The following is a 22,904-nucleotide window of genomic DNA, read 5'->3' as shown; positions in this document are numbered from 1 at the left end:
CCCACCCTGCCCGCGCCGGCCTCAGGCCGCCTTTTGGTCGTTCGCGGCCAGGAGGCGGGCGCGTTCGGCGTGCCAGAACTGGAAGCGGTTGTTCTGGGCCCCGAGACGCTGCTCGATCCGATTGGTGATCTGGCGCAGGCGTTGGACATGCAGGTCGTCAAGCGCGTTGTCGACCAGCGCCACGATCGTGTAGTCGTCGAGAACCATGTCCGGCGCCGCCCTGAGATCGGTCAGGGTTGCCGGGTCGGCATCCGCGATCAAGGCACGGCCCACTGCTTGGCGCAGTGGCCGGGTGCTGTAGCCCGGCGCCAGGACGGCCCTTTCGAGATCGAAGATGGTGCGGATGCCGAGCTTCTAGAGCCGCAGCACCGCATGCGGCCCGACCGCGGCGCAAAGCTGCGCCTGGGCCACCCAGTCGATGGACTGGTAGATCCCGTAGGGCGTCTCCACGAACAGCATGATCGGGTTGGCGGTCGCCAGGTTCTGCACGCTGACGATGTTGAGCTCGGCCAGGCGGCTGCGGATTTCGGTGTCGATGCCGTCGATCACCTCGACCGGGGTCGCCTTGAAGCTCCGGTAGAGGTCGCTGTCCTCGAGCTTGAACAGCAGCAGCTTCGATGAGCGATAGAGGGTCCGCAGGCCGAACTCCGGGATGAAGCCGATGATGAAGGCGACGACGATCGCGCCCGGCACTGCAACCGATGTCAGTGTCCTGCCCTGGATCAGCGACCCGAGGCCGCCGACCATGATCACCAGCGCGGTGGCGACGCCGAGCAGCAGCTGCAACGCCGCGGCGACGAAAGAGCCGGGCGTCAGGTCGAAATTGTTCACCACCCGCAGCAAGCTGCGCACGGCGAAGAGGTAGCCGCCAAGAAAGGCGACGATGAAGACCCAGAGTCCGGCGATCCATTGTTCGGACATCCCGCCGCCCGTCACGTGGCGGAAGGGTGGCAGCCCCCCGCTGCCGAGCCCGGGCGTCAGCAACTGCGCCAGGATCATGCTGATGGCGACGACGCTGAAGGCGAGGACGAGCAGCACCAGCGGCAAGCTGCAGATCAGGTAGGTCAGGAGCGATGCCTCGGCATCCGGCGCCCTGCCTTTTTCCTTCGCCAGGGTGCTGGCATTCGGCTCGGCCCTCGTGGCGCCGGCATCGTCATGCGCCTGAGCCTTGGCTTCCGAGCGTGGAAAGTATTTGTACTTCACGAATTCGAAGGAGGGGATGATCGCCTCCTCGCCGGTGCGCGTGTCGCCCAACTCGAACATGCGCTGAAGATCGAGGATGACTTCCTGCCGCCGCAGGCGGACCGTTCGGCGCAGCGACAGAATGGCGAAGGGCAGCACCGCACTGAAGCAGACGGCCAGCCCATAGGTGAGCCATGCGAACATCCCGGGTACCTCGCGATATGACGGCCGAAATCGCTTCCGGCGCAACTCCGTCCGAACCTGGACGGCAGGACAGGGTGCGGCCGCGATCGCGCCGGGGCCTGTGCGCGGGCGCACAGACCCTATGCGTGAGAATGAAAAAGCCCTGGCCGCCCTGGCATCGCGCCGCACCCGTATGGTGTTCGCGCTGGTGTTCCGGCATGGTCCGCGCCGCATGGATGGATCGACCCTGGCTCCTGATTGGGACGCATTGCTCGCGCTGCGCGACGCGCCCGGCCGGCTGCCGGCCGGGCCGCTCGGCGCGCTGTTCGGCCCGTTGCTGGCGCCGCCGCGCGCGGCCGATGGCTGCATGGTGGTCGGCCGACTGGCGCAGACCCTGGACGGGCGGATCGCCACCCTGTCGGGCTCCTCGCAATGGATCGGCGGGCAGGGCGACCTGCTGCACACCCACCGGCTGCGGGCGCTCTGCCATGCCGTGGTGGTCGGCGCCGGGACGGTGCGCAACGACGATCCGCGGCTCACCACGCGCGATTGCCCGGGGCCGAATCCGGTGCGGGTGGTGCTCGACACCGACCGCCGGCTCGGCCCCGACTATGGCGTGTTCCGCGAGGGCCCGCCGACCCTGCTGCTCTGTGCCGCGGACGCGCCCGGGCCCGAGAGGCTCGGCATCGCCGAGGTGCTGCGGCTGCCGCGCGATGCGGTGGTCGGCGGGCTGGCGATCCCGGCGATCCTCGCAGCACTTGCGGCACGCGGACTGACGCGGCTTTTCGTCGAGGGCGGCGGCGTCACCGTCAGCCGCTTCCTCGCCGCCGGCTGCCTCGACCGGCTGCACGTGACGGTGGCCCCCGTCCTGCTCGGCTCCGGCATCCCGGCCTTCACCCTGCCGGAGGCGGCGCGGATCGCCGATGGGCTGCGCTTCGGCTGGACGGTGCACAGCCTCGACCCCGACGTGCTGTTCGACATCGCGCTGGACCGGGCGCGGCCGGGGGTCTGCGGGTGAAGGCGACCGCCCTGTGGACGGTGGCGCCCGGCGTCGCCGAGCTGCGCGAGGAAGTGCTGCCGCCGCGGGCCGAGGACCAGGCGCTGGTCCGCACCCGCGCCACCGCCCTGTCGCGCGGGACCGAGCGCCTGGTGCTCGCAGGCCGTGTGCCGCCCAGCCAGTATGCCGCGATGCGGGCGCCGCTGATGGCGGGCGAGTTCCCCCATCCCGTGAAATACGGCTACTGCGCCATGGGCGTGGTCGAGGCAGGGCCCGCAGCGCTGCTCGGCCGCCGGGTCTTCGTCCTGCACCCGCACCAGGACCTGTTCCTGGCGCCGGCCGCCATGTGCATCCCGATCCCCGATGCGGTGCCCGACCACCGCGCGGTGCTGGCGGCGAACATGGAGACGGCGCTCAATATCCTTTGGGATGCGCGGCCCTTGGCCGGGGAGCGCTGCCTGGTGATCGGCGCCGGCGTGGTCGGGCTGCTGGCGGCGGCGCTGCTGGCGCGCATCCCCGGCATCCGGCCCACCGTGGTCGACATCGATCCCGCCCGCGCCGCGCTGGCCGGGGCGCTCGGCGGCCGCTTCGCCCTGCCGCCGGACGCGCCGGCCGAGCAGGAGCTGATCATCCATGCCAGCGCCAGCGCCGCCGGGCTGCAACTGGCGCTCGACCGCGCCGGCTTCGAGGCACGCATCGTCGAGGCCAGCTGGCACGGCGACCGCATGGTGCCGCTGCCGCTCGGCGAGGCCTTCCATGCGCGGCGGCTGACGATCCTCTCGACCCAGGTCGGCGCCGTGGCGCCCGCCATGCGCGGCCGGCGCAGCTACGCCGAGCGTCTGGCCCTGGCGCTCGACCTGCTTGCCGACCCGCGCTTCGATGCGCTCTGTTCCCCGGTCGCCCGCTTCGCCGACCTGCCGGCGGCGCTGCCCGCGCTGCTGGATGCGGCAGGCAGCGCGCCCCCTTGCCCCGTCATCACCTATCCATAAGAGAGGCGCGCGATGTACTCGCTGACCGTCTGCGACCACATCATGGTCGCCCACAGCTTCCGCGGCGCCGAATTCGGCCCGGCCCAGCGCCTGCACGGCGCCACCTTCGCGGTGGAGGCGGAGTTCCGCGCGCCGCAGCTCGACCACCTGCACCTGCTGGTCGATATCGGCCTGGCCAAGGTGGAATTGCGCAAGGCGCTCGACGGGCTGGACTACCGCAACCTGGATGGCGAGCCGGCCTTCGCCGGGCTGAACACCACCACCGAATTCCTCTGCGCGCATATCCACGGCCTGCTGGCCGCGGCACTGCGGGACGGCAAGCTCGGCGCCCAGAGCGGCAACGTCACCTCGCTCAAGATCCTGTTGCGCGAAAGCCCGAATGCCTGGGCGGCCTACGAGGGAGATATCGCTTGAAACTGGCGCTGCTGGTCCCCGGCCCCTTCGACACCATCTCCGGCGGCTACATCTACGACCGCCGGATCGTCGAGGGCCTGCGCGCCCTCGGCCAGGAGGTCCAGGTCGTGCAGCTCGCCGGCCGCCACCCGCTGCCGGATGCGGCGGCGAAGGATGCGGCGCGCGCGGCGCTGGCCGCTCTGCCAGAAGACGTGCGGCCGGTCATCGACGGGCTCGGCCTGCCCGCCTTCGCGCCGCTGGCGGACGACTTGGTCCGCCGCCGCGCCATCGGCCTGATCCACCACCCGACCGCGCTGGAACACGGCGCGCCGCAGGAGGACCGGGAGGCGCTGCGCGGCATCGAGCGCGACCTCTTCTCCCGCCTCGCCCGGCTGATCGCCACCTCGCCGCATACCGCCGAGCGCCTCGCTGCCGATTTCGGCGTCCCCCCCGGGCGCATCGGCATCGTCGAGCCGGGCACCGACCCGGCCGAGCGCTCCTCCGGTTCGGGCGGGCCGGGGGTGGCGATCCTCGCGGTCGGCACGCTGGTGCCGCGCAAGGGGCATGACGTGCTGCTGCGGACGCTGGCCGGCCTGCCCGACCTCGACTGGACCCTGACCATCGCCGGCGGCGCGCGGGATGCGGTGCATGCGCACGGCCTGCAGGCGCTGGCCGAGGAACTGGCCATCGCCCAGCGCGTGACCTTCGCCGGCGAGCTTCCGGCCGCGGCGCTCGAGGACGCCTACCGCCGCGCCGACATATTCGCGCTGGCGACCTGGTGGGAAGGCTATGGCATGGCCGCGGCCGAAGCGATGGCGCGCGGCCTGCCGCTGGCCATCACCGCCGGCGGCGCCATTGCCGACCTCGTGCCGATGGAGGCCGGCGCCGTCTCGCCGCCCGGCGACGTGGTGTCGCTGACCAAGGCGCTGCGGCGGATGATCGTGGATACCGAGATGCTGCGCGAGATGGCCGCGGCCTCCTGGGCTGCGGGCCAAGCGCTGCCGCGCTGGGCTGACCGCGCCGGCGCCTTCGCCGCGGAGCTGGAGCGGGCGTGAGCGAGGAATTCGACCTTGCCTGGCTCGACCTGCGCGAGCCTTTCGACGCCTTCGCCCGCAACCAGGCACTCGCCGACGCGCTGGTCGCCCGGCTGCCGGCACGGCCGCGGCTGATCGATCTCGGCGCCGGCACCGGCAGCCTGCTCCGCTGGCTGGCGCCGCGCATCGGCCGCGCGCAGGCCTGGACCCTGGTGGATTCCAGCCAAGAGATGGCCGAGGCGGCCTTCGACACCATCGCCGACCGCGCCGACCAGATGGGCTTCCCGGTCACCGCGCCGAGCAAGCGCACCCTGCTGGTGCACGCCCCGGGCGGCGCCTGGCGGATCGAGGCGCTGATCGCCGACCTGGTGGAGGCCCCGGCCAACCTGCCCTTGCCGAATGCCGATGCGGTGCTGAGCTCGGCGCTGTGCGACCTGGTGTCGCGCGGCTGGCTGGAGCGGATGGCGGCGACGCTGCGCATCCCCTTCTACGCCGCGCTCTGCGTCGACGGGCGGGAGGGCTTCGCCCCGCCGCACCGGGCGGATGCGCGCGTCGCCGCCGGCTTCCGCCGCGACCAGTTGCGCGACAAGGGGTTCGGCGGCAGGGCGCTCGGGCCTCTGGCGCCGGCGGCGATCGCCGAGGTCTTCGGCGCGCGCGGCTTCACGGTGGCGACGGCGCCGAGCGACTGGAGCATCCGCGCCCGCGGCGCCGTGCCGCACCCGGCATTGCGGGACACCGCCGGGCGTTTCCTCACCGAGTTGGTGCTGGGCCATGCCGAGGCCGCCGGGCGGCAGGACCGCCGCGGCGATGCGCGGATCGAGGCCTGGATGGATGCGCGGCTGGACCAGGTGGCGGGCCGGCGGCTGGCGGCGCGGATCGGGCATCGGGACGTGCTGGCGCTGCCGCCCCCGCGGTGAGGCGCCGCGGACCACCCGCCCGGCCCCGCGGGTTGCTCCCCGACCATCACCCCCGGGGAGGACCGCGTGGCCGACGACCCACAGGCGACGTCGCCGCCCCCCGGCACCCCCGCCACCGGCGAGACCCCCTGCCCCGACTGCCAGGGCAAGGCCCGCATCGGCGGCCAGCCCTGCCGGGCCTGCGGCGGCGGCGGCATCGTCATCCAGGGGGTGGCGGGCGGCTGAACCGCGCTATGCTCGGCCCATGCACCTGCCGCCCGGACTGACGCTCAGCATCGAGGACGCCCCGGCCGAGGCCGATATCGACGTCCTGCCCGAAGGCCTCGAGGCCTTCAACGAGGCGGCGTGGCCCGGCCACCAACCCTGGGGCACGCTGGCGGTCTTCCTGCGGGACGCCGGCCGGATCCGCGGCGGGCTGCACTGCGAGACCTATGCCGGCTGGATGTTCCTCCGCTATTTCTGGCTGGACGCACCGCTGCGGCAGGCCGGCCTCGGCGCCGACATCGTCGCCGCCGCCGAGCAGCGGGCGCGCGAACGCGGCTGCCATTCCGCCTATGTCGACACCTTCAGCTTCCAGGCGCCCGGCTTCTACCAGCGGCAGGGCTACGTGGAATTCGCCCGCCTCCCCTACCCGCCCAAGGGGGAACGCATCTGGCTGCGCAAGCCGCTGACGGACGGCGCGCCATGACCGAAGGCCCGACCGCCCTGCGCGCCGCAGATGTCCCGCCACGCCCGCGCCCGAGCGGCTATCCGCCCGACCTCGCGCCGAAGCTCGCCGGCCGGGAGAAGCGGGTGCTGGGCGATCCCTTCGGCCTGGCGAATTTCGGCGTGAACCTCACCCGCCTCGCGCCGGGCGCCGCGTCGTCCATCCACCATGTGCATGCGAAGTCGGACGAGTGGATCTACGTGCTGGAAGGCACGCCGACGCTGCATGTCGGCGAGGCGGAGCGGCTGCTCTCGCCCGGCGACTGCGCCGGCTTCCCCGCCGGCGGCCCGCCGCACCACCTGGTGAACCGCGGTGACCGCGATGCCGTCATCCTGGAGGTCGGCGACCGCGCCGCGGGCGACAGCGTCTTCTACCCGGAGGACGACCTGGCGGCGGCGATGCAGCCGGACGGCACCTGGCGCTACACGCGGAAGGACGGCTCGCCGCTGTAACCGCGGTTTGCGCCGCGGCTGCCGCTGCGGCGATACTCGCCTCTCACGCCGTGGAGAGGACGCGCGATGGGAGGCGACGGCACGCCCGGTCTTCTGCAGGTCTGGGGCTTCTTCTTCCTGCTGCTGGGGCCGATCAAGATCCTCGGCCCCTTCCACCGCATGACCGCGGAGGCCGAGCCGGCGCTGCGCCGAAGCCTGGCGATCCGCGGCTTCCTCTTCGCCACCTGCATCGTGCTGCTGGCCGGCACCATGGGGGTGCAGACGCTGCGCACCTACGCCGTGCCGCCGCCGGTGCTGGCGCTCACCGGCGGGCTGGTGCTGTTCCTGGTCGCGCTGCAGGGTCTGCTGGAATCCTTCAACCCGCGCCCGCGCGCGGCCCCGGCCGAGCCACCCAGCCTGCAGGCCGCGGCCATGCCGCTGGCCTACCCGATCATCGTCACGCCGTCCGGCATCGCCGCCGTCATCATCTACATGACGCTGGCGCCCGGCTGGCCCGACAAGAGCGCGATCGTCGGACTGCTGCTGGCGGTGATGCTGCTGAACCTGCTGGCGATGCTCTTCGCCGCCACCGTGCTGCGCTGGCTCGGCATGCCGCTGCTGGTGCTGGGGACGGTGCTGGGGGTGGTCCAGGCGGCGCTCGGGCTCAACATCATGCTGAACGCGCTGCGGGTCCTCGGGGTGATCGCCGCGGCGCCCGCTGCGGGGTAGAAGGGGGCGACCGCCCCCTGGGAGAGAGACGACCATGCCCCTGCTCGGCTGCATCGCCGACGACTTCACCGGCGCCACCGACCTGGCCAATACCCTGGTCAAGGGCGGCATGACCGCGGTGCAGGTGATCGGCGTCCCCACCGGCCCCCTGCCCAAGGCGGACGTGGTCATCGTCGCGCTGAAATCCCGCACCGCCCCGGTGGCCGAGGCCGTGGCGGAGAGCCTGGCCGCCTGCGAGGCGCTGCTGGCGGCGGGCGCCCGGCAGATCTTCTTCAAGTACTGCTCGACCTTCGACAGCACGGAGGCGGGCAATATCGGCCCGGTGGCGGATGCGCTGGTGAAGCGCCTCGACTGCGGCTTCGCCCTCGCCAACCCCGCCTTCCCGACCAATGGCCGCACCGTCTACCAGGGGCATCTCTTCGTCGGCGACAAGCTGCTGAACGAGAGCGGGATGGAGAACCACCCCCTCACCCCGATGCGGGATGCCAACCTCGTGCGCGTGCTGGGGCGGCAGACCAGCGGCACGGTGAAGCTGATCCCCTTCCCCGTCGTCGAGCAGGGCGCCACCGTCATCCGCCACACCATGACCGGCCTGAAGGAGAGCGGCTGGCGCTACGCCATCGTCGACGCGGTCACCGACGCGCATCTGGTCGCCATCGGCGAGGCCGCCGCCGACCATGCGCTGATCACCGGCGGCAGCGGCATCGCCATGGGCCTGCCGGCCAACTTCCGCGCCAAGGGGCTGCTGCCGGACCGCGGCGAGGCCGCCGCGACGCTGCCGCCGATGCAGGGCCACGCGGCGGTGGTCGCCGGGTCGTGCTCGCGCGCGACGCTCGGGCAGATCGGCTATGCGCGGGACCATGCGCATACGCTGGAGCTCGACGTGCTGGCGACGCCGGATGCCGCGGCGCTGACGGCCGAGGCGCTGGCCTGGGCCGAGGGCAAGCTCGGCGAACACCCGGTGGTGATCGCCGCCTCCGCCCCGCCCGACAAGGTGGCGGCGCTGCAGGCGAAGCTGGGGCGCGACGCCGCCGGCGCGTTGGTGGAGGACGCGGTGGCGAGCATCGCCGCGGGCCTGGTCGCGCGCGGCGTGCGGCGGCTGGTGGTGGCGGGCGGCGAGACCTCGGGCGCGGTGGTCTCGCGGCTCGGCGTCACGGCGCTGCGGATCGGGCCGGAGATCGACCCGGGCGTGCCCTGGACATACGCGGAACCCGTGGGGCTGCACCTGGCGTTGAAGTCGGGGAATTTCGGCGCACGGGACTTCTTCCTGAAGGCCTTCGGCGTGTGACCCGGGGGAGAGAGGGCACCTCTCTCCCGCGTACCCCCACGGAAAACGAGGATAGGGCCTGGGGAAGGCGCGCCTCCTTTCCCCAGCCCTCAGGAGACCGATCATGGACGAAGCCCAGCTCCGCGACCGCCTGGCCGAGCACGGCCGCCTGCTCTTCGGCCGCGGCTACAGCGTCGGCTCCGCCGGCAACATCAGCGTGCGGCTGGCCGACGGCTACCTGATGACGCCGACCAATTCCTGCCTCGGCCGGCTCGACCCGGCGCGGATCAGCAAGCTCGACCGGCAATGGCGCCACGTCTCCGGCGACAAGCCCTCCAAGGAGGTCTTCCTGCACCGCGCGGTGCTGGAGACGCGGCCGGAGGCCGGCGCCGTGGTGCACCTGCATTCCACCCACGCCACCGCCATCGCCTGCCTGGCCACGCCGGGCGAGGCCGCGCCGATCCCGCCGCTGACGCCCTATTTCGTCATGCGGGTCGGCCGCGTGCTGCCGGTGGTGCGCTACTACCGTCCGGGCGACGCCGCGATGGAACCTGCCGTCGCCGCCGCGGCGAAGGATGCCCGGGCGATGCTGCTGGCCAACCACGGGCCGGTGGTCAGCGGCAGGACGCTGGACGACGCGGTCTATGCGGCGGAGGAGCTGGAGGAGGCGGCGAAGCTCGCCCTGATGCTGCAGGGCCGCAACGCCCGCACCCTGACGCCGGCCGAGGTGGACGACCTGCTGGCGACCTTCGGCTAGCGCGGATCGCGGGGGGCGTGAACGCCCGGACGCGTGAATCCGCCCTGGAGACAAGGCGCTGCAGCGATGCCGCGTTCACGTTCGAGGGCAAGCCGCTGCAGTCAGGCAGTCGGGTCGAAGTCGAAGGGCCGCTCCATTATGGCGGCCCCCCTATGCGGGATCGCCTCGGGGAAGGTCGCCAGCGGTCGGTCTCGCCGGACGCTTCCGACCGGGCGGTGTCCCAGGCCTCGGCGATCGCATCATCGAGGCGCGCCTTCGGGCCGGGGTCTTCCCGACCACGTTCAGCGCGTGCTTCCGCTGGGTGCCGATCCTCGCCTCCCAGCGCCGCCCCCGCCGCTCCGCCTGGTGATCCCATGTCGGCATATGCATCGGCAGCATGCGCAGCGCGCTTTCCAGGCGTACTGCCCGCTGCCATGCCATCCAGCGCCTCAGCGAGGTTCGCGGCATCCGCCTCGGTATCCGGCCGGCGCGCAGCAAGGGCACCGGCTCCCGCATCCAGGCATGCAGGTCGCTGCGGCCGTTTGCGCGGGGCGTCGCGGTCTTGCCGGCGCCCGGCGCGGCGGGCCTGCGGTCGGAGAGGGCGTTCATCGGGCCGGCCTCCCTCCCGCCACCATGGCACCTGCGCCGCCCGCCGCCGCCCTTGACCAACGGCGCCGGGCGCCGACCATGGGGCGGCACGCCCACGGACAAAGGACACCCCCCATGACCACCGGCCGCGACGCCCCCGCCGCGCATCCCATCGACCCGCTGCTGGCCCGCCGTTGGAGCCCGCGCAGCTTCACCGCAGCCCCCCTCCCCCCCGGCGCGCTGGAAACCCTGCTGGAGGCCGCCCGCTGGGCCGCCAGCAGCAACAACCAGCAGCCCTGGCATCTCGTCGTCGCCCGGCGCGATGCCGAGCCGGACGCCTTCGAAAAGCTCGTCGGCGTGCTGTCGCCGAACAACCAGAGCTGGGCACGCAATGCCGCGGTGCTGATGCTGTCGGTCGCCCGCAGCCACAACGCGGCCAACGGCAACCCGCTCCGCCACGCCTGGCACGATACCGGCGCGGCGATGGCGCAGATGGCGCTGCAGGCCGCATCCATGGGCCTGCAGGCGCATCAGATGGCCGGCTACGACGCCGCCGCGGCGCGCACCGCCTTCGGCATCCCCGAAGGCTTCGATCCCGTCGCCGCCATCGCCATCGGCGAGCCCGGCCCGCCCGAGGCGCTGCCGGAGGCGCTGGCGCAGCGCGAGACCGCGCCGCGGCAGCGCCGGCCGATCGAGGAATTCGCCTTCCTCGGCGGCTGGAAGGGCTGACCGCGATGGACGAGGAATTGCACGACCGCATCGCCATCCGCGCACTGGTGGAGAACTGGGCGGTGTGGCGCGATGCCGGCGACTGGGACCGCTTCGCCACCTGCTGGCATGCCGATGGCTACATGTGCGCCACCTGGTGCCAGGCGCCGTGGCAGGAGTTCATCGCCGCCAGCATCGCCGGCTGGGAGAAGGGCGTCTCCATCCTGCATTTCCTCGGCGGCCACAGCGCCGACCTGGCGGGGGCGCGGGCGATCGCCCAGACCAAGATGACCATCAGCCAGCGCGCCGCGGTGCACGGCGTGATGGTGGACGTGGTCTGCACCGGCCGGTTCTACGACTTCCTGGAGAAGCGGGACGGCCGTTGGGGCGTGGTCCTGCGCCAACCGATCTACGAGAAGGACCGGATGGACCCGGTCGACCCGGCGGCGCGGCTCGCACTCGACCCCACGCTGCTGGCGCGCTTCCCCGAGGGCTACCGGCACCTCGCCTATCTGCAGACCGGCATCGGCTATGACGTGAAGACCGACATGCCCGGGCTGAAGGGGCCGGAGGTCGCGGCACTTCTTGCCCGCGGCGCAGGCTGGCTGGCGGGCGGCGCGCACGGCTGACACGGACCGGTCGCGAAAAGGGCGCCGTCCCTCGCGGGACGGCGCCCTCTCGCCGGGATCAGCGGCGCGCTTAGCTCGACGAGGTCTCGTCGCCCATCGCTTCCGGCATCGGCGCGGTGACCGCAGCGGCAGCGGCGGCCTTCTTCGCGGCGCGCGTGGCAGCGGCCTTCTTCGCGGCTTCCGAACGCGAGGAGGTCGCGGCGCTGGCGGCGGCAGCGCGCTTCGGCGCGGCCTTCGGAGCGGCGGCCTTGCGCGGCGCGGCAGCCTTGGCGGCCGGCTTGCGGGTGGTCGCGGCCTTGCGGGCGACCGGCTTCCTGGCGACGGCCTTCTTCGCGGTCGTGGCCTTCTTGGCGGCGGCCTTCTTCGGCGCGGCCTTCTTCACGGCGGCCTTCTTCGGCGCGGCCTTCTTGGCGACGGCCTTCTTCGGCGCGGCCTTCTTGGCGACGGCCTTCTTCGCTACCGGCTTCCGGGCGGCGGCCTTCTTCGGCGCGGCCTTCTTGGCGACGGCCTTCTTCGCGGCCGGCTTCCGGGCGGCGGTCTTCTTCGGCGCGGCCTTCTTCGCGGCCGGCTTCTTGGCGACGGCCTTCTTCGGCGCGGCCTTCTTCACCGCCGGCTTGCGCGCCGCCGGCTTCTTCGCGGCGACACGGCCACGCGCGGTCGCGGGCTTCTTCGCGGTGCGGCGGGTGGTGGACATCGCCATCGCCTGGGCGGTGGCCGTCGGGGCGGCGGGGGTTTCGGGGGTATCTGTCACGGTCAGGATCTCCTTGCGCGTTCCGTGGCGGGCCGGACTGCCGTTCGGCGGACGGCCCGGGTAGAAGCAGGATCGGTCGTGCGATGGCGGCGGCGCGCGGATCCCGTAGCGCGTGGCGCCGACTTGGTCGCTGTCCAGGCGGTGCGGACAGAAAGCGGCGACGGGCGATCGGCGGCGCCGTGCCGCATCGCGTCCCTGTTCGCCGCGTCTCCCTCGCCGGGCTTCAACCTGCCGCCCCGCGGTGGCGGGGCTGTCCGACGCAGCGCGCCGCCATCCCGTCCTGTCTGCGGTCCATGGACCGTCCTTCCCTGCTGCGGCATTCTGTCGCTGCGATCAGGCGATTCGAATTCGCGCGAATCGCGTACGACATCATGCGCAGTCGCACGCTATCTGCACCCGCAACCTGCATGTCAAACGAAAACGCAATTCGCGTGTTGATTTTTTGCGCGCGCATGCGGTCGGGCGATGCGCCGCACGCCGCGGCACTGCCGATGCGAGTCCTGCGACGCCGGCGCGCGACTCTCGCAGCACCATGTCGACGCGCGGCGCCGGCCACCACGATGCGCCGCGGCGAAGACGGCAACGGCCGCCGGATCGCGCCGGCGGCCGTTGGTTCCTTCCCGCCGCCGCGCTGCCGCGCGACGCCGGCCTTGACGGGCCCTTAACGCGCCGCCACCGGCGGTATGCCCCGGTTCAGCGCGCCGCCATCGGCGGCACGGGGCGCTGCTCCGGCCCCTCGTACCAGGACAGCGGGCGGATCAGCCGGTTGTCGGCGCCCTGCTCGAAGACATGCGCCGCCCAGCCGGTAATGCGCGAGGCGACAAAGATCGGGGTGAACAGCGGGATCTCGAAGCCCATCAGGTAGTAGGCAGGACCGGCCGGGAAATCGAGGTTGGGGTGGATGTTCTTCTTGGTCAGCATCTCGTCCGCGAGGATGCGGGAGATCTCCATCCAGGTGCGGTCGCCCACCACCTCGGCCATCTTCTCGGCGTATTTACGCATCGTCGGCACGCGGCTGTCGCCCGACTTGTAGACCCGGTGGCCGAAGCCCATGACCAGCGCCTTGTGGTCGAAGCGGCTCTGCAGCCACTCCCGCGCGATCGCCGGGTCGCCGATCTCCTTCAGCATGTGCATCACCGCTTCGTTCGCGCCGCCGTGAAGCGGCCCCTTCAGGGAGGCGATGCCGGCGGTGATCGCGCCGTGCAGGTCGGCGCCCGAGGAGGTCACCAGCCGTGCCGTGTAGGTGGACGCGTTGAAGGTGTGCTCGGCGTAGAGGATCATCGAGACGTCGAAGGCCTTCAGCACCTCGGGCTGCGGCACCCGGCCCTGGATCAGGTGGAAGACGTTCTCGGCGAAGCTGTGCTTCGGGTCGGGCGCCACCACCTCCTGGCCCTTGGCCGCGCGATAGGCGGCGGCGATGGCGGTCGGGATCTTGGCAAACAGCCGCATCGCCTTCCGCCGCTGCGCCGCGTCGGAGACATCGGCCGTCTCCGGGTCCTCGAGTCCCATGAAGGACACCGCGGTGCGGATCGCGTCCATCGGATGGGCGTCGGTGGGGAATTCCCGGATGACGCGGTGCAGCGCCGGGCTGATCTCCCGCTGCGAGGAGGTCTCGGCCTTGAAGGCGGCAAGCTGCGCGGCGTTCGGCAGCTCGCCGTGCCACAGCAGATAGGCTACCTCCTCGAAGGAACAGGTCTCGGCCAGGTCCTGCACGGCATAGCCGCCATAGGTGAGGCTGTTGGTCTCCGGCATCACCTTCGAGACGGTGGAGACGTCGGCATAGACGCCGACCAGGCCCTTGTAGATGTCCGGTTTCTGCGTGGAGTCGCTCATGGTTCGCGTTCCTCAGTCTGGTTCGGCGCAGCCTTGGGGGCGCGGACGTAGCGGAGGTCCGGCTCCCCGTCCTCATGGGCCGATGCCGCTTGGCGATCGGCGATGCGGAAGCCATGCCGTTCATAAAGTTGGCGGGCGGCCTGGTTCCGCTCGAAGCTAGGCACGGCGAGGCCGACCGGCGCGGCGGCGATCGCCTCCGCCGGCAGCCTGCCCCCGATGCCGCGCCGCTGGAAGCCGGCCGCGGCATGCAGGTGGAGCACCTCGGCCCGATCGAGGCCGAGACAGGCGACGGGGCTGCCGGCCACCACCGCGACCCGGACGCGGCGGTGTGTCGGCAGCGTCGTGTCCCCGGGCCGGGCGACCACCGCCGCCTCGCCCCAGGGCTCGCGCAGGCCGGGCCGTGCCGCGGCCCGCGCCAGGCAATGGATGCGCGCCGGCGCCGCGACCTCCGCGGCCGGGCCGGGGCGCAGCGTCACCGCCGCCCCGCCCTCGCCCGCATCGGCCGCCCGCGCCACGCGCATCGCCTCAGAAGATGCCCGGCTTGCCTTCGAGCAGCGTGCCGGCCGGCAGCGCCACGTTGAGCAGGTGCAGCTCGCCGGCCGGCAGCTTGGCCAGGTCCTGCACCACCTCGAGGAAGCGGTTCGACTCGCGGGCCGAGATGATGCCCTCGGTCAGCGTGCGGAACTTCTGGATGTACTGCTCCCGGCCGAAGGGGCGGGCGCCGTTCGGATGGGCGTTGGCGACGCCCAGCTCATCGACCAGCTTCGAGCCGTCCTTCAGGAAGATCTCCACCCGGCCGCCGAAGGACAGCTCCTCGGGGTCCCGGCTGTGGTACTTGCGGGTCCATTCCGGATCCTCGGTGGTCTCGATCTTGTGCCAGAGCCGGACGGTGTCGGCCCGCTGCGCCCGCCTCGGCGCGTAGCTGTCGACATGGTGCCAGCGGCCGTCCTGCAGGGCGACGGCGAAGATGTACATGATCGAATGGTCCAGCGTCTCGCGGCTGGCCTTCGGGTCCATCTTCTGCGGGTCGTTGGCGCCGGTCCCGATCACGTAGTGCGTGTGGTGCGAGGTATGGATGACGATCCTCTCGACCGCATCGGTGTCCGGCACCTGCTCCCGCATCCGGAAGGCCAGGTCGATCAGCGCCTGGGACTGGTACTCGGCCGAGTGCTCCTTGGTGTAGCTGTCCATGATGGCGCGCTTGGCCTCGCCCGGGGCCGGCAGCGGCACGGTGTAGTAGACCGGCTCGTAGGCGGCGGCGCGGCCGTTCTTGTCGGCCTCGGTGCGGCCCGACAGGATCCAGCCGATCACGCTGTCCTCGCCCTCGTAGATCGGGCTCGGGGCGCCCTCGCCGCGCATGGCGCGGTCGGCGGCCTCGACCGCCAGCTTGCCGGCATGCGCCGGGGCGAAGGCCTTCCAGGTGCTGATCTCGCCCTTGCGCGACTGCCGGGTGCTGACCGAGACATGCAGCGCCTGCTGGATCGCCTGGAAGATGATGTCCTGCTTGAGGCCGAGCAGCGTGCCGATGCCGGCGGCGGCCGAGGGGCAGAGATGCGCGATGTGGTCGATCCGGTGCTCGTGCAGGCAGATGGCCCGGACCAGGTCGATCTGCAGCTCGTAGCCAGTGGCCAGGCCGCGGATCAGGTCGCGGCCGGACTTCTCCATCGCCTGGGCGACCGCCAGGATCGGCGGGATGTTGTCGCCGGGGTGCGAGTAGTCGGCCGCCAGGAAGGTGTCGTGGAAGTCCAGCTCGCGCACCGCGGTGCCGTTCGCCCAAGCCGCCCATTCGGGCGAGAAGCCCTTCGAGGCCGGCATGCCGAAGATCGCGGCGCCGCCCTTCCTCGGGTGGCCGAGCGCCATGGCGCGGGCCGAGACGACCGGCTTGCGGTTGACCGAGGCGATGGCGACCGAGGCGTTGTCGATGATCCGGTTGATGATCATCTCCCGCACGTCGCGCTCGACGGCGACCTTGTCGGCGGCGACGCCGGCCATCTTCCAGGCCAGCTGGTCCTCGCGCTTCAGCAGCGACTTGGACGGGTGGAGCTTGACGGGATGCATCTGCATGGCGGGTGTGGTTCCCCTTTGCTATTGGATCGACGAGTCGAAGGACGGCTTTGTCCTGCCGCCGGCGCTATACGTCCATTCCGAATGATGGCGTAGTCCGATAGGGTTTCCGTATCGCCGATCGCGCGCAAGCCGGCGAGGCAGCCAATGAGAGCCGGCCGATTCAGACCTGCGCGCCAAGCGGCGCTCCGGCCATCGGACGACAGGGGACCAGCAACCCATGGACTTCCGCATCCTCCGCCGCATGGCGCATTTCCTCGCCGTGGCGGAGGAAGGCCACTTCGGAAGAGCCGCCGCCCGGCTCGGCCTCTCGCAGCCGCCGCTGTCCGCGCAGATCCAGGCGCTCGAGGCCGAGCTCGGCGTCAAGCTGCTGGAACGGACCCGCAAGGGCGCCCGGCCGACGCGGGAGGGCGAGGCGCTGCTGCCGGTGATCCGCCGCCTGACCGAGGACGCCAAGCAGGTCGAGGCCCTGGCCCGCGACCTGCGCAACGGCCGCCAGTTGCCGATGGCGCTGGCCTGCGTCACCTCCGCGCTGTTCGACTTCCTGCCGCCGCTGGTCCGCGCCCTGCGCGACGCCCAGCCGGATGCGGCGATGGCGGTCGAGGAGATGGACACGGCGGACGCGGTCGAGGCGTTGCGGCGCGGCGAGGTCGATTTCGCCCTGGCGCGCCTCGACCGCGACCGCCCGCCGCTGCGCGTGCTGCGGCTCGGGCTCGACGCGCTGGTGGTGGCGCTGCCGGAGGGGCATGCGCTGCTCGGCCGCCCGGGGCCGCTGCCGCTGTCCGCCCTGGCGCGGGAGCCCTTGATGCTGCTGCCGCGCAGCATCAGCCCGGCCTATTTCGACGCCCAGGTCAGCGCCTGCCGCGCCGCGGGGTTCGAGCCGGTGGCGGTGCGCGAGGTGGGCTCGGCCATGGCGCAGCTCGCCTTCGTCGCCGCGGGCCTTGGCGTCGCGCTGGTCAGCTCCGGCATGGCGGTGCTGCGGCCGCCGGGGGTGGGCTTCCGTGAACTCGCCGGGCCGGTGGCCTCCGTCGGCGTCTCCCTGGTCTGGAACGCGGAACGCGAGACGGAAGCGGCGAAGCTCGCGGTCGCCGTCGCGCAGCGCGTCTTTCCGCACAGCGCCGGCCTGCCCGCGGTGGCAGGCTAGGCCGCGCAACCGGAGGCGCGGTGATGGACCCGATGGCCAGGACCACGGCAGCGCCGGCCACGCTGCTGACCTTCCCGCCGATGATCGATGGCGAGCTGACCCGCTTCGTGCTCGACCAGCATGGCGTGGCGTATGAGGAACGGCCGCATATCGCCATCGTCGCCAACCTCATCGCCCTGGCCCGGGCGCGGACGATCGCCCTGCCCGTCCTGTCCGGCACCGTCCCCGCGATCGCCGGCGCCCGGCCGGTGATCGACTGGGCCGAGGCGCAGCGCCCGCCGGCACAGCGCCTCGTGCCGGCCGGCCCGGCCCAGGCGGCGACGGTGGAGCGCCTGTGGCACCGCGCCAACGCCGACCTGGCCACGGCGACCGCGGCCTATGCCTACTTCCACCTGCTGCCGCACCGCGAGATCATGATCGCGCCGCTCAGCCGCGGCGCGCCGGGCTGGGAAGTGTTTGCCACGAGGCTGGCCTACCCGGTCTTCGCCGGCTTCATCGGCAAGGTCCTGGGCCTGTCGGCGGACAAGGCGGCGACGTCGCTGACGACGATCCGCGCGGTCTTCGCCGAATGCGACGCGCTGCTGGCCGACCAGCGGACCTTCCTGACCGGCGACCGGCTGACCCTCGCCGACATCGCCATGGCGACCGCGGCCGCCCCGCTATTATTGCCGGAGGGCTATGGCGCCCCGATCCCGCCGCTGGAGGCGATGCCACCGGTGCTGCAGGACCTGGTGGCGGAGCTGCGGCGGACCAGGACCGCGGGCTTCGTGCGGAAGGTGTACCGGCAGCGGCCGGCGAAGGCCTGAGCCGCGGCGGATTGGAAGCGGGGCCCGCCCGGCCTAGGCTCCCGGCACCAGCACCGCCGGAGTCCGCCATGCCCGCCTCGCCCTTCGACCGCGTCATCCTTGGCGACCTGGTGCTGCCCGACGGGGTGCTGCCCGGCGGCTGGGTGGCGATCCGCGGCGAGGTGATCGCCGGCCTCGGCCAGGGCGCACCGCCGCCGGCCGCCGCCATCGCCGACCATACGGGCATGCTGGTGCTGCCCGGCCTGGTCGACGGCCACATGCATACCTCCAGCAGCACCGGCTGGGCGGGGATCGAGGGCGCGTCGATGTCGGCCGCCGCCGGCGGCGTCACCACCTGCGTCGACATGCCCTACGACGTGCCGCGGCCGGTCACCGACGCCGCCATCTTCGCCGAGAAGGTCGCGGTGGTGGAGGCGACCAGCCATGTCGACATGGCGCTCTACGGCACCATCACCAAGGCGGGCGGCGTGGACGCCATCGCCGGGCTGGCCGAGGCGGGCGCCTGCTCCTTCAAGCTGTCCACCTATGAATACGACGCGGTGCGCTTCCCGCGCATCGACCACCCGACCATGCTGGCGGCCTTCCGCGAGATCGCCAGGACCGGCCTGATGTGCGGCATCCACAACGAGGACCAGGAACTGGTCATCAAGCTGACTGAGCAGGCCAAGGCCGCCGGCCGCACCGACCCGATCATGCATGCCCGCACCCGCCCGCCGCTCGCCGAGTCCATGGCCGACCTCGAGATCTTCGAGATGGCGGTCGAGACCGGCTGCCACGTGCATATCGCGCACAGCTCGATCGCCCGCGGCTTCGACCTGGCCGCCGCCTTCCGCCAGATGGAAGGGGCGAAGACCAGCGGCGAGGCCTGCATCCAGTACCTCTGCATGACCGAGGAGGACCTGGTCCGGCTGGAGGGCTTCGGCAAATGCAACCCGCCCTTCCGCACGGCGGAGGAGGTGGAGCGGGTCTGGCAGCGGCTGCTGGCCGGCAAGGTCGCCTATGTCTCGACCGACCACGCGCCCTGGCCGCGCGAACGGAAGGTCTATCGCGGCGACATCTTCGCCCCCGGCGCCGGGCTGACCGGCCTGCAGTCCTTCGCGCCGCTGATGTACACCCTGCTGGCCGAGCGCGGCCTGCCGCCAACGCTGATGGCGCGCTACTGCGCCGAGCGGCCGGCCCGCTTCCACGGGCTCTTCCCCAAGAAGGGGGCGATCCGCATCGGCAGCGACGCCGACCTGCTGGTGCTGGAACGCGGCCGCTTCACCTTCGACGAGGCCGCCATCCAGGACCGTGAGGACGCGCGCTGGTCGCCCTATCACGGCCGCGCCATGCAGGCCCGCGTCGCCGCCACCTGGCTGCGCGGCACCTGCATCTGGGACGGCACCACGGTGCTGGCCAGGCCGGGGACCGGCCGCTTCGTCCCGCGCCAGCACCGCGACACCTATCTGGGGGAAGACTGAGCCATGTCCCGTATCCTGCGTGTCGCCGGCGCCCAGATGGGCCCCAACCAGCGCGCCGACGACCGCGCCGCGATCCTCGCCCGCATGCTCGCGCTGCTGGAGACGGCGGCGGCGCAGGGCGCGAAGCTGGTGGTCTTCCCGGAACTCGCCTTCACCACCTTCTTCCCGCGCTGGCCGATGGACCGGGACTCGCCGGAACTGCTGGCCAGCTTCGAGACGGCGATGCCCAACCCGGCGGTGCAGCCGCTGTTCGACCGGGCGCGCGCGCTCGGGGTCGGCTTCTACGTGGGCTATGCCGAGCTCACGCCGGACGGCCAGCGCTTCAACAGCGCGATCACCGTCGGACCGGACGGCGCCATCCTGTTCAAGTACCGCAAGATCCATTTGCCCGGCAGCGACCGGGTGAAGGAAGGCCAGCGCTACCAGCAGCTGGAGAAGATGTACTTCGAATACGGCGACCTGGGCTTCCCCGCGGTGCGCGGGCCGGCGGCCTGGGGCGGGCCGGTGCTGGGGATGCTGGTCTGCAACGACCGCCGCTGGCCGGAGGGCTGGCGGGTGCTCGGCCTGCAGGGGGTGGAGCTGGTCATGGTCGGGTACAATTCCGCCGCCTACGACCCCAATGGCGGGGAGGGCGAGAGCGCCGAGACCCGCACCTTCCACTCGACGCTGGCGGCGCAGGCCAACGCCTACATGAACGCGACCTGGGCGGTGGCCGTGGCCAAGGCGGGCGACGAGGACGGCGCCGGGCTGATCGGCGGGTCCTGCATCGTCGACCCGAACGGGCAGATCGTGGCGCAGGCGAAGACCTTGGCGGACGAAGTCATCGTCGCCGATATGGACTTCGACGCATGCCGGCAGGGCAAGGAGAAGATGTTCAACTTCGCGGCGCACCGCCGGCCGCAATGGTATGGCCCCATCACCGCCCAGGTGGGCGCGACGCCGCCGGACTGACCGCCCGGCGGCTCAGGCCGCCAGGCAGCATTTCTTGAACTTCTTCCCGCTGCCGCAGGGGCAAAGGTCGTTGCGCCCGACATCGCGGTGCGGGTTGACCGCGGTCGTCGGCGCCACGGCCGGCCGCGCGGCGCGCGCCGCCTGCTTCGCCGCCTCCGCCGTGCGGATGCGGTGCCACTCGGCGAACATCGCCACCACGTCGCCGAGCGGCGCGACGCCCTGCTCCTCCAGCAGCTCCAGCCGGTCGACGCCGGGCGTCGTGCCGTCCTTCAGGTCGGCCTCGAAATCCTTGGCCGACATGATGGACGCGCCGATCCTGCCGCCGCGGAACAGCGCCTGCGCCTGCGCCCGCAGCCCGGCCAGGCCCAGCATCGACACCGCCTGCTGCCAGCCGACCCAGACCCATTCGTCCAGCGTCTCCTGCCGCAGCAGCCGGTCGTGCAGGTCGCGCAGGCAGGGCTCGGCCTGGGCCATCGGCAGGACGCGGGTGGCGAACAGCAGCGTCAGCGCCTCGAGCGCCGCATGCCGCACCATCTCGCCCGCCCCGGCGTCGAGGATCAGCGCCCGCAGCGGGTCGAGGTCGCCGTCGAAGGTCGCCGCCAGGATGCCGGGCAGGTCCTCGATCGCCCCGTCGCCGATGGCGGCATCCAGCGCCTCGCTGTCCCGCGCCAGGCGGCAGAGCAGCGGGAAGGCCCGCCGCTCCCGCGTCTGCGCCACGAGGTAGACGGCGTAGAGGGCGATCGCGGTCGTGGCTTCGCCGCGGTCGCGCCCCTCGGCATAGTCGGCCAGCGCCGTCAGCAGCCGCGGCGCCTCGGCGTCCCAGCGGGCCAGGGCCCGTTCCATGGCGGCGCGCGGAAAGCCGTCGCCAGCGGTGGCGAAGGCGTGGAGGATGTCGTCCATGGCCCTGTCCTTTTCGCCAGAGCGCCCGATGTAGCGCAGGAACCCCGGTTTGCGGAGCAGCACGCATGGACGACGCGGCGCCTTTCTTCAGCAGCGGCAACTACGCCCCGATCGACGCCGAGCACGATGTCGCCGACCTGCCCGTCCGCGGCGAGATCCCGCGCGGCCTGCGCGGCACCCTGTTCCGCAACGGGCCGAACCCGCAATTCCTGCCCGACCCGGCGCGGCACCACTGGTTCCTCGGCGACGGCATGGTGCATGGCTTCACCCTGGGCGACGGCCGGGCCGCCTGGCGCAACCGCTGGGTCCGCACCGACAAGTTCCTGGCCGAACGCGCCGCCGGCCGGGCGCTGGCGACCGGCTTCGGCGGCGCGCGGGACAGCGGCATCGCCGATACCGGCGTGGCCAATACCAGCCTCGCCTGGCATGCCGGGAAGCTGCTGGCGCTGGAGGAGGCGCACCTGCCCTGGGCGCTCGACCCCGCCACCCTGGAGACCCGCGGCGTCGAGGATTTCGGCGGCCTGCCCCGCCCCTTCACCGCGCATCCGAAGGCCGATCCGGTGACCGGCGAACTGGTCTTCTTCGGCTATTCCGTCGCCGGGCCGCTGAGCGCCGGGATGGCCTGGGGCACGCTGTCCCCGGCCGGTGCGGTCACCCGGTACGAGCGCTTCCCGGTTCCCTTCTGCGCCATGGTGCACGATGTCGCGGTGACGGCGCACCACGTGCTGTTCCCGCTGATGCCGCTCACCGGCAGCCTGCCGCGCGCCATGCAAGGCGGCCCGGCCTTCGCCTGGGAACCCGAGCTCGGCGGCCATATCGGCCTGCTGCGGCGGGATGCCGGCATCGCCTCCCTCCGCTGGTTCCGGGCCGAGGCCTGCTACGCCTTCCACGTGCTGAACGCCTGGGAGGACGCGTCCGGCCGGGTGCTGGCGGACGTGATGGAATTCGCCGCCCCGCCGCTGTTCCCGCGGGCGGATGGCAGCGCCAGCCCGCCGGCGGCGACGCGGGCCTATCTCACCCGCTGGACCCTGGACCCGGCGGCGGGCACCGATGCCTTCCGCCGCGCGCGGCTGGACGACCTGCCCGGCGAGTTCCCCCGCATCGACGACCGCCATGCCGGGCTGCCCAACCGGTTCGGCACCTATATGGGCCAGTCGCGCGGCGAGGGTCTCGACACGCTCGCCTGGTGCGACCTGGGGACCGGCGCGCGGCGGCATTTCACCGTGCCGGCGGGCGATGCGCTGTCCGAGGCAGTCTTCGCCCCGCGCGGCACGACGGAGGGCGATGGCTGGCTGCTGACCATCGCCTGGCGCGCGGCCGAGGCGCGGAGCGAGTTGCTGGTGCTGGACGCGGCCGACGTGGCGGCCGGGCCCGTCGCCACGGTCGCCCTGCCCGGCCGCGTGCCGCACGGCTTCCACGGCACCTGGGTGGCGGAGCCGGCCCAGGGTGTGACCGGCTGAGCCGGACCCAGCGAAAAACCTGAATTATACGCCGGACACGAGGCGC

25 protein-coding genes are annotated in these 22,904 nt (G+C 72.5%); 18 read left to right on the top strand and 7 right to left on the bottom strand.

The features are described 5' to 3' along the window. Nucleotides 1–21: 21 nt before the first annotated feature. Nucleotides 22–261 (bottom strand): hypothetical protein, encoded by a 240-nt coding sequence (locus ACFQS7_RS20785; RefSeq protein WP_380069046.1) that lies wholly within the window; start codon nt 259–261, stop codon nt 22–24. A 93-nt stretch (nt 262–354) separates the two neighbouring features. Next, nucleotides 355–1,386, bottom strand: a complete 1,032-nt coding sequence (locus ACFQS7_RS20780) for a hypothetical protein (RefSeq protein WP_380069045.1) — start codon at nt 1,384–1,386, stop codon at nt 355–357. A gap of 211 nt (nt 1,387–1,597) precedes the next feature. On the opposite strand from ACFQS7_RS20780, the gene ACFQS7_RS20775 reads away from it, so the two are divergent. From ACFQS7_RS20775 to ACFQS7_RS20715, 13 genes are all read left to right on the top strand, one after another. Further along, the gene (locus ACFQS7_RS20775; protein ID WP_380069044.1) at nt 1,598–2,383 is read left to right on the top strand and encodes a RibD family protein; all 786 of its coding nucleotides are present in this window, start codon (nt 1,598–1,600) and stop codon (nt 2,381–2,383) included. After that, nucleotides 2,380–3,351 carry a zinc-binding alcohol dehydrogenase gene (locus ACFQS7_RS20770; protein ID WP_380069043.1) on the top strand — a complete coding sequence of 324 codons (972 nt, stop codon included), beginning with the start codon at nt 2,380–2,382 and terminating at the stop codon, nt 3,349–3,351. Before ACFQS7_RS20775 ends, ACFQS7_RS20770 begins: the two co-directional genes overlap by 4 nt. Before the next feature lie 12 nt (nt 3,352–3,363). Next, nucleotides 3,364–3,765, top strand: coding sequence for a 6-pyruvoyl tetrahydropterin synthase family protein (locus ACFQS7_RS20765; protein WP_380069042.1), 402 nt, complete (start codon nt 3,364–3,366; stop codon nt 3,763–3,765). Continuing rightward, nucleotides 3,762–4,799, top strand: a complete 1,038-nt coding sequence (locus ACFQS7_RS20760; RefSeq protein WP_380069041.1) for a glycosyltransferase family 4 protein — start codon at nt 3,762–3,764, stop codon at nt 4,797–4,799. The genes ACFQS7_RS20765 and ACFQS7_RS20760 overlap by 4 nt, the downstream gene beginning before the upstream one ends. After that, nucleotides 4,796–5,695 carry a class I SAM-dependent methyltransferase gene (locus ACFQS7_RS20755; protein WP_380069040.1) on the top strand — a complete coding sequence of 300 codons (900 nt, stop codon included), beginning with the start codon at nt 4,796–4,798 and terminating at the stop codon, nt 5,693–5,695. Before ACFQS7_RS20760 ends, ACFQS7_RS20755 begins: the two co-directional genes overlap by 4 nt. A 66-nt stretch (nt 5,696–5,761) precedes the next feature. Continuing rightward, entirely contained in the window at nt 5,762–5,920 is a 159-nt protein-coding gene (locus tag ACFQS7_RS20750) for a hypothetical protein (RefSeq protein WP_380069039.1), read from the top strand. Between the two features lie 19 nt (nt 5,921–5,939). Next, nucleotides 5,940–6,383, top strand: a complete 444-nt coding sequence (locus ACFQS7_RS20745; RefSeq protein WP_380069038.1) for a GNAT family N-acetyltransferase — start codon at nt 5,940–5,942, stop codon at nt 6,381–6,383. After that, complete coding sequence (locus ACFQS7_RS20740; protein ID WP_380069037.1) at nt 6,380–6,853, top strand: cupin domain-containing protein; 474 nt, start codon at nt 6,380–6,382, stop codon at nt 6,851–6,853. The genes ACFQS7_RS20745 and ACFQS7_RS20740 overlap by 4 nt, the downstream gene beginning before the upstream one ends. Nucleotides 6,854–6,919: 66 nt before the next feature. After that, a complete protein-coding gene (locus ACFQS7_RS20735) occupies nt 6,920–7,561 on the top strand; it encodes a MarC family protein (RefSeq protein ID WP_380069036.1) in 642 nt (213 codons plus the stop codon). Nucleotides 7,562–7,595: 34 nt separating this feature from the next. Beyond that, complete coding sequence (gene otnK / locus ACFQS7_RS20730; protein ID WP_380069035.1) at nt 7,596–8,849, top strand: 3-oxo-tetronate kinase; 1,254 nt, start codon at nt 7,596–7,598, stop codon at nt 8,847–8,849. A gap of 103 nt (nt 8,850–8,952) precedes the next feature. Beyond that, entirely contained in the window at nt 8,953–9,585 is a 633-nt protein-coding gene (locus ACFQS7_RS20725) for an aldolase (RefSeq protein WP_380069034.1), read from the top strand. Between the two features lie 702 nt (nt 9,586–10,287). Continuing rightward, entirely contained in the window at nt 10,288–10,881 is a 594-nt protein-coding gene (locus ACFQS7_RS20720; RefSeq protein WP_380069033.1) for a nitroreductase family protein, read from the top strand. 5 nt (nt 10,882–10,886) lie between these two features. Next, nucleotides 10,887–11,489, top strand: coding sequence for a nuclear transport factor 2 family protein (locus ACFQS7_RS20715; RefSeq protein WP_380069032.1), 603 nt, complete (start codon nt 10,887–10,889; stop codon nt 11,487–11,489). A gap of 70 nt (nt 11,490–11,559) precedes the next feature. On the opposite strand, the gene ACFQS7_RS20710 is transcribed toward ACFQS7_RS20715, so the two are convergent. The 4 genes from ACFQS7_RS20710 to ACFQS7_RS20695 all read right to left on the bottom strand — a co-directional run bounded on the left by ACFQS7_RS20710 (nt 11,560) and on the right by ACFQS7_RS20695 (nt 16,137). Continuing rightward, entirely contained in the window at nt 11,560–12,240 is a 681-nt protein-coding gene (locus ACFQS7_RS20710; RefSeq protein WP_380069031.1) for a histone H1-like repetitive region-containing protein, read from the bottom strand. A 693-nt stretch (nt 12,241–12,933) separates the two neighbouring features. Then, nucleotides 12,934–14,073, bottom strand: a complete 1,140-nt coding sequence (locus ACFQS7_RS20705; protein ID WP_380069030.1) for a bifunctional 2-methylcitrate synthase/citrate synthase — start codon at nt 14,071–14,073, stop codon at nt 12,934–12,936. Next, on the bottom strand, nt 14,070–14,594 hold the full coding sequence (locus tag ACFQS7_RS20700) for a GNAT family N-acetyltransferase (RefSeq protein ID WP_380069029.1): 525 nt from the start codon (nt 14,592–14,594) through the stop codon (nt 14,070–14,072). Before ACFQS7_RS20700 ends, ACFQS7_RS20705 begins: the two co-directional genes overlap by 4 nt. A gap of 4 nt (nt 14,595–14,598) precedes the next feature. Then, nucleotides 14,599–16,137, bottom strand: a complete 1,539-nt coding sequence (locus ACFQS7_RS20695; protein WP_380069028.1) for an MmgE/PrpD family protein — start codon at nt 16,135–16,137, stop codon at nt 14,599–14,601. A gap of 220 nt (nt 16,138–16,357) precedes the next feature. Between ACFQS7_RS20695 and ACFQS7_RS20690 the strand changes: the two genes are divergently transcribed. The 4 genes from ACFQS7_RS20690 to ACFQS7_RS20675 all read left to right on the top strand — a co-directional run bounded on the left by ACFQS7_RS20690 (nt 16,358) and on the right by ACFQS7_RS20675 (nt 20,498). Continuing rightward, nucleotides 16,358–17,281: a LysR family transcriptional regulator gene (locus tag ACFQS7_RS20690; RefSeq protein WP_380069027.1), complete on the top strand. Its 924-nt coding sequence runs from the start codon at nt 16,358–16,360 to the stop codon at nt 17,279–17,281. 23 nt (nt 17,282–17,304) lie between these two features. Further along, entirely contained in the window at nt 17,305–18,087 is a 783-nt protein-coding gene (locus ACFQS7_RS20685) for a glutathione S-transferase C-terminal domain-containing protein (RefSeq protein ID WP_380069026.1), read from the top strand. 68 nt (nt 18,088–18,155) lie between these two features. Next, the gene (locus ACFQS7_RS20680) at nt 18,156–19,547 is read left to right on the top strand and encodes a dihydroorotase family protein (protein WP_380069025.1); all 1,392 of its coding nucleotides are present in this window, start codon (nt 18,156–18,158) and stop codon (nt 19,545–19,547) included. A gap of 3 nt (nt 19,548–19,550) precedes the next feature. Beyond that, nucleotides 19,551–20,498, top strand: coding sequence for an N-carbamoyl-D-amino-acid hydrolase (locus ACFQS7_RS20675; protein WP_380069024.1), 948 nt, complete (start codon nt 19,551–19,553; stop codon nt 20,496–20,498). Nucleotides 20,499–20,510: 12 nt separating this feature from the next. On the opposite strand, the gene ACFQS7_RS20670 is transcribed toward ACFQS7_RS20675, so the two are convergent. After that, complete coding sequence (locus ACFQS7_RS20670; protein WP_380069023.1) at nt 20,511–21,398, bottom strand: DUF1186 domain-containing protein; 888 nt, start codon at nt 21,396–21,398, stop codon at nt 20,511–20,513. Nucleotides 21,399–21,463: 65 nt separating this feature from the next. Here ACFQS7_RS20670 and ACFQS7_RS20665 point away from each other — a divergent pair, with 65 nt between their 5' ends. After that, the gene (locus ACFQS7_RS20665; protein WP_380069022.1) at nt 21,464–22,858 is read left to right on the top strand and encodes a carotenoid oxygenase family protein; all 1,395 of its coding nucleotides are present in this window, start codon (nt 21,464–21,466) and stop codon (nt 22,856–22,858) included. Nucleotides 22,859–22,904: the final 46 nt, after the last annotated feature.

Origin of the sequence: Dankookia sp. GCM10030260 (assembly GCF_042666655.1) — a bacterium.
Classification (GTDB): domain Bacteria; phylum Pseudomonadota; class Alphaproteobacteria; order Acetobacterales; family Acetobacteraceae; genus Paracraurococcus.
Note: the sequence above shows the minus strand (reverse complement) of the source record. Positions and strands in the feature narration are given on the sequence as shown.

Excerpts from the sequence above, each read along its gene's own strand:
- ACFQS7_RS20720 (WP_380069033.1), top strand. The coding sequence starts at position 10,288 with ATGACCACCGGCCGCGACGCCCCCGCCGCGCATCCCATCGACCCGCTG.
- ACFQS7_RS20725 (WP_380069034.1), top strand. The coding sequence starts at position 8,953 with ATGGACGAAGCCCAGCTCCGCGACCGCCTGGCCGAGCACGGCCGCCTG.
- ACFQS7_RS20670 (WP_380069023.1), bottom strand. The coding sequence starts at position 21,398 with ATGGACGACATCCTCCACGCCTTCGCCACCGCTGGCGACGGCTTTCCG.
- ACFQS7_RS20680 (WP_380069025.1), top strand. The coding sequence starts at position 18,156 with ATGCCCGCCTCGCCCTTCGACCGCGTCATCCTTGGCGACCTGGTGCTG.
- ACFQS7_RS20740 (WP_380069037.1), top strand. The coding sequence starts at position 6,380 with ATGACCGAAGGCCCGACCGCCCTGCGCGCCGCAGATGTCCCGCCACGC.
- ACFQS7_RS20735 (WP_380069036.1), top strand. The coding sequence starts at position 6,920 with ATGGGAGGCGACGGCACGCCCGGTCTTCTGCAGGTCTGGGGCTTCTTC.
- ACFQS7_RS20780 (WP_380069045.1), bottom strand. The coding sequence starts at position 1,386 with ATGTTCGCATGGCTCACCTATGGGCTGGCCGTCTGCTTCAGTGCGGTG.
- otnK (WP_380069035.1), top strand. The coding sequence starts at position 7,596 with ATGCCCCTGCTCGGCTGCATCGCCGACGACTTCACCGGCGCCACCGAC.
- ACFQS7_RS20765 (WP_380069042.1), top strand. The coding sequence starts at position 3,364 with ATGTACTCGCTGACCGTCTGCGACCACATCATGGTCGCCCACAGCTTC.
- ACFQS7_RS20715 (WP_380069032.1), top strand. The coding sequence starts at position 10,887 with ATGGACGAGGAATTGCACGACCGCATCGCCATCCGCGCACTGGTGGAG.
- ACFQS7_RS20695 (WP_380069028.1), bottom strand. The coding sequence starts at position 16,137 with ATGCAGATGCATCCCGTCAAGCTCCACCCGTCCAAGTCGCTGCTGAAG.
- ACFQS7_RS20690 (WP_380069027.1), top strand. The coding sequence starts at position 16,358 with ATGGACTTCCGCATCCTCCGCCGCATGGCGCATTTCCTCGCCGTGGCG.
- ACFQS7_RS20665 (WP_380069022.1), top strand. The coding sequence starts at position 21,464 with ATGGACGACGCGGCGCCTTTCTTCAGCAGCGGCAACTACGCCCCGATC.
- ACFQS7_RS20705 (WP_380069030.1), bottom strand. The coding sequence starts at position 14,073 with ATGAGCGACTCCACGCAGAAACCGGACATCTACAAGGGCCTGGTCGGC.
- ACFQS7_RS20700 (WP_380069029.1), bottom strand. The coding sequence starts at position 14,594 with ATGCGCGTGGCGCGGGCGGCCGATGCGGGCGAGGGCGGGGCGGCGGTG.
- ACFQS7_RS20675 (WP_380069024.1), top strand. The coding sequence starts at position 19,551 with ATGTCCCGTATCCTGCGTGTCGCCGGCGCCCAGATGGGCCCCAACCAG.
- ACFQS7_RS20685 (WP_380069026.1), top strand. The coding sequence starts at position 17,305 with ATGGACCCGATGGCCAGGACCACGGCAGCGCCGGCCACGCTGCTGACC.
- ACFQS7_RS20775 (WP_380069044.1), top strand. The coding sequence starts at position 1,598 with ATGGATGGATCGACCCTGGCTCCTGATTGGGACGCATTGCTCGCGCTG.
- ACFQS7_RS20745 (WP_380069038.1), top strand. The coding sequence starts at position 5,940 with ATGCACCTGCCGCCCGGACTGACGCTCAGCATCGAGGACGCCCCGGCC.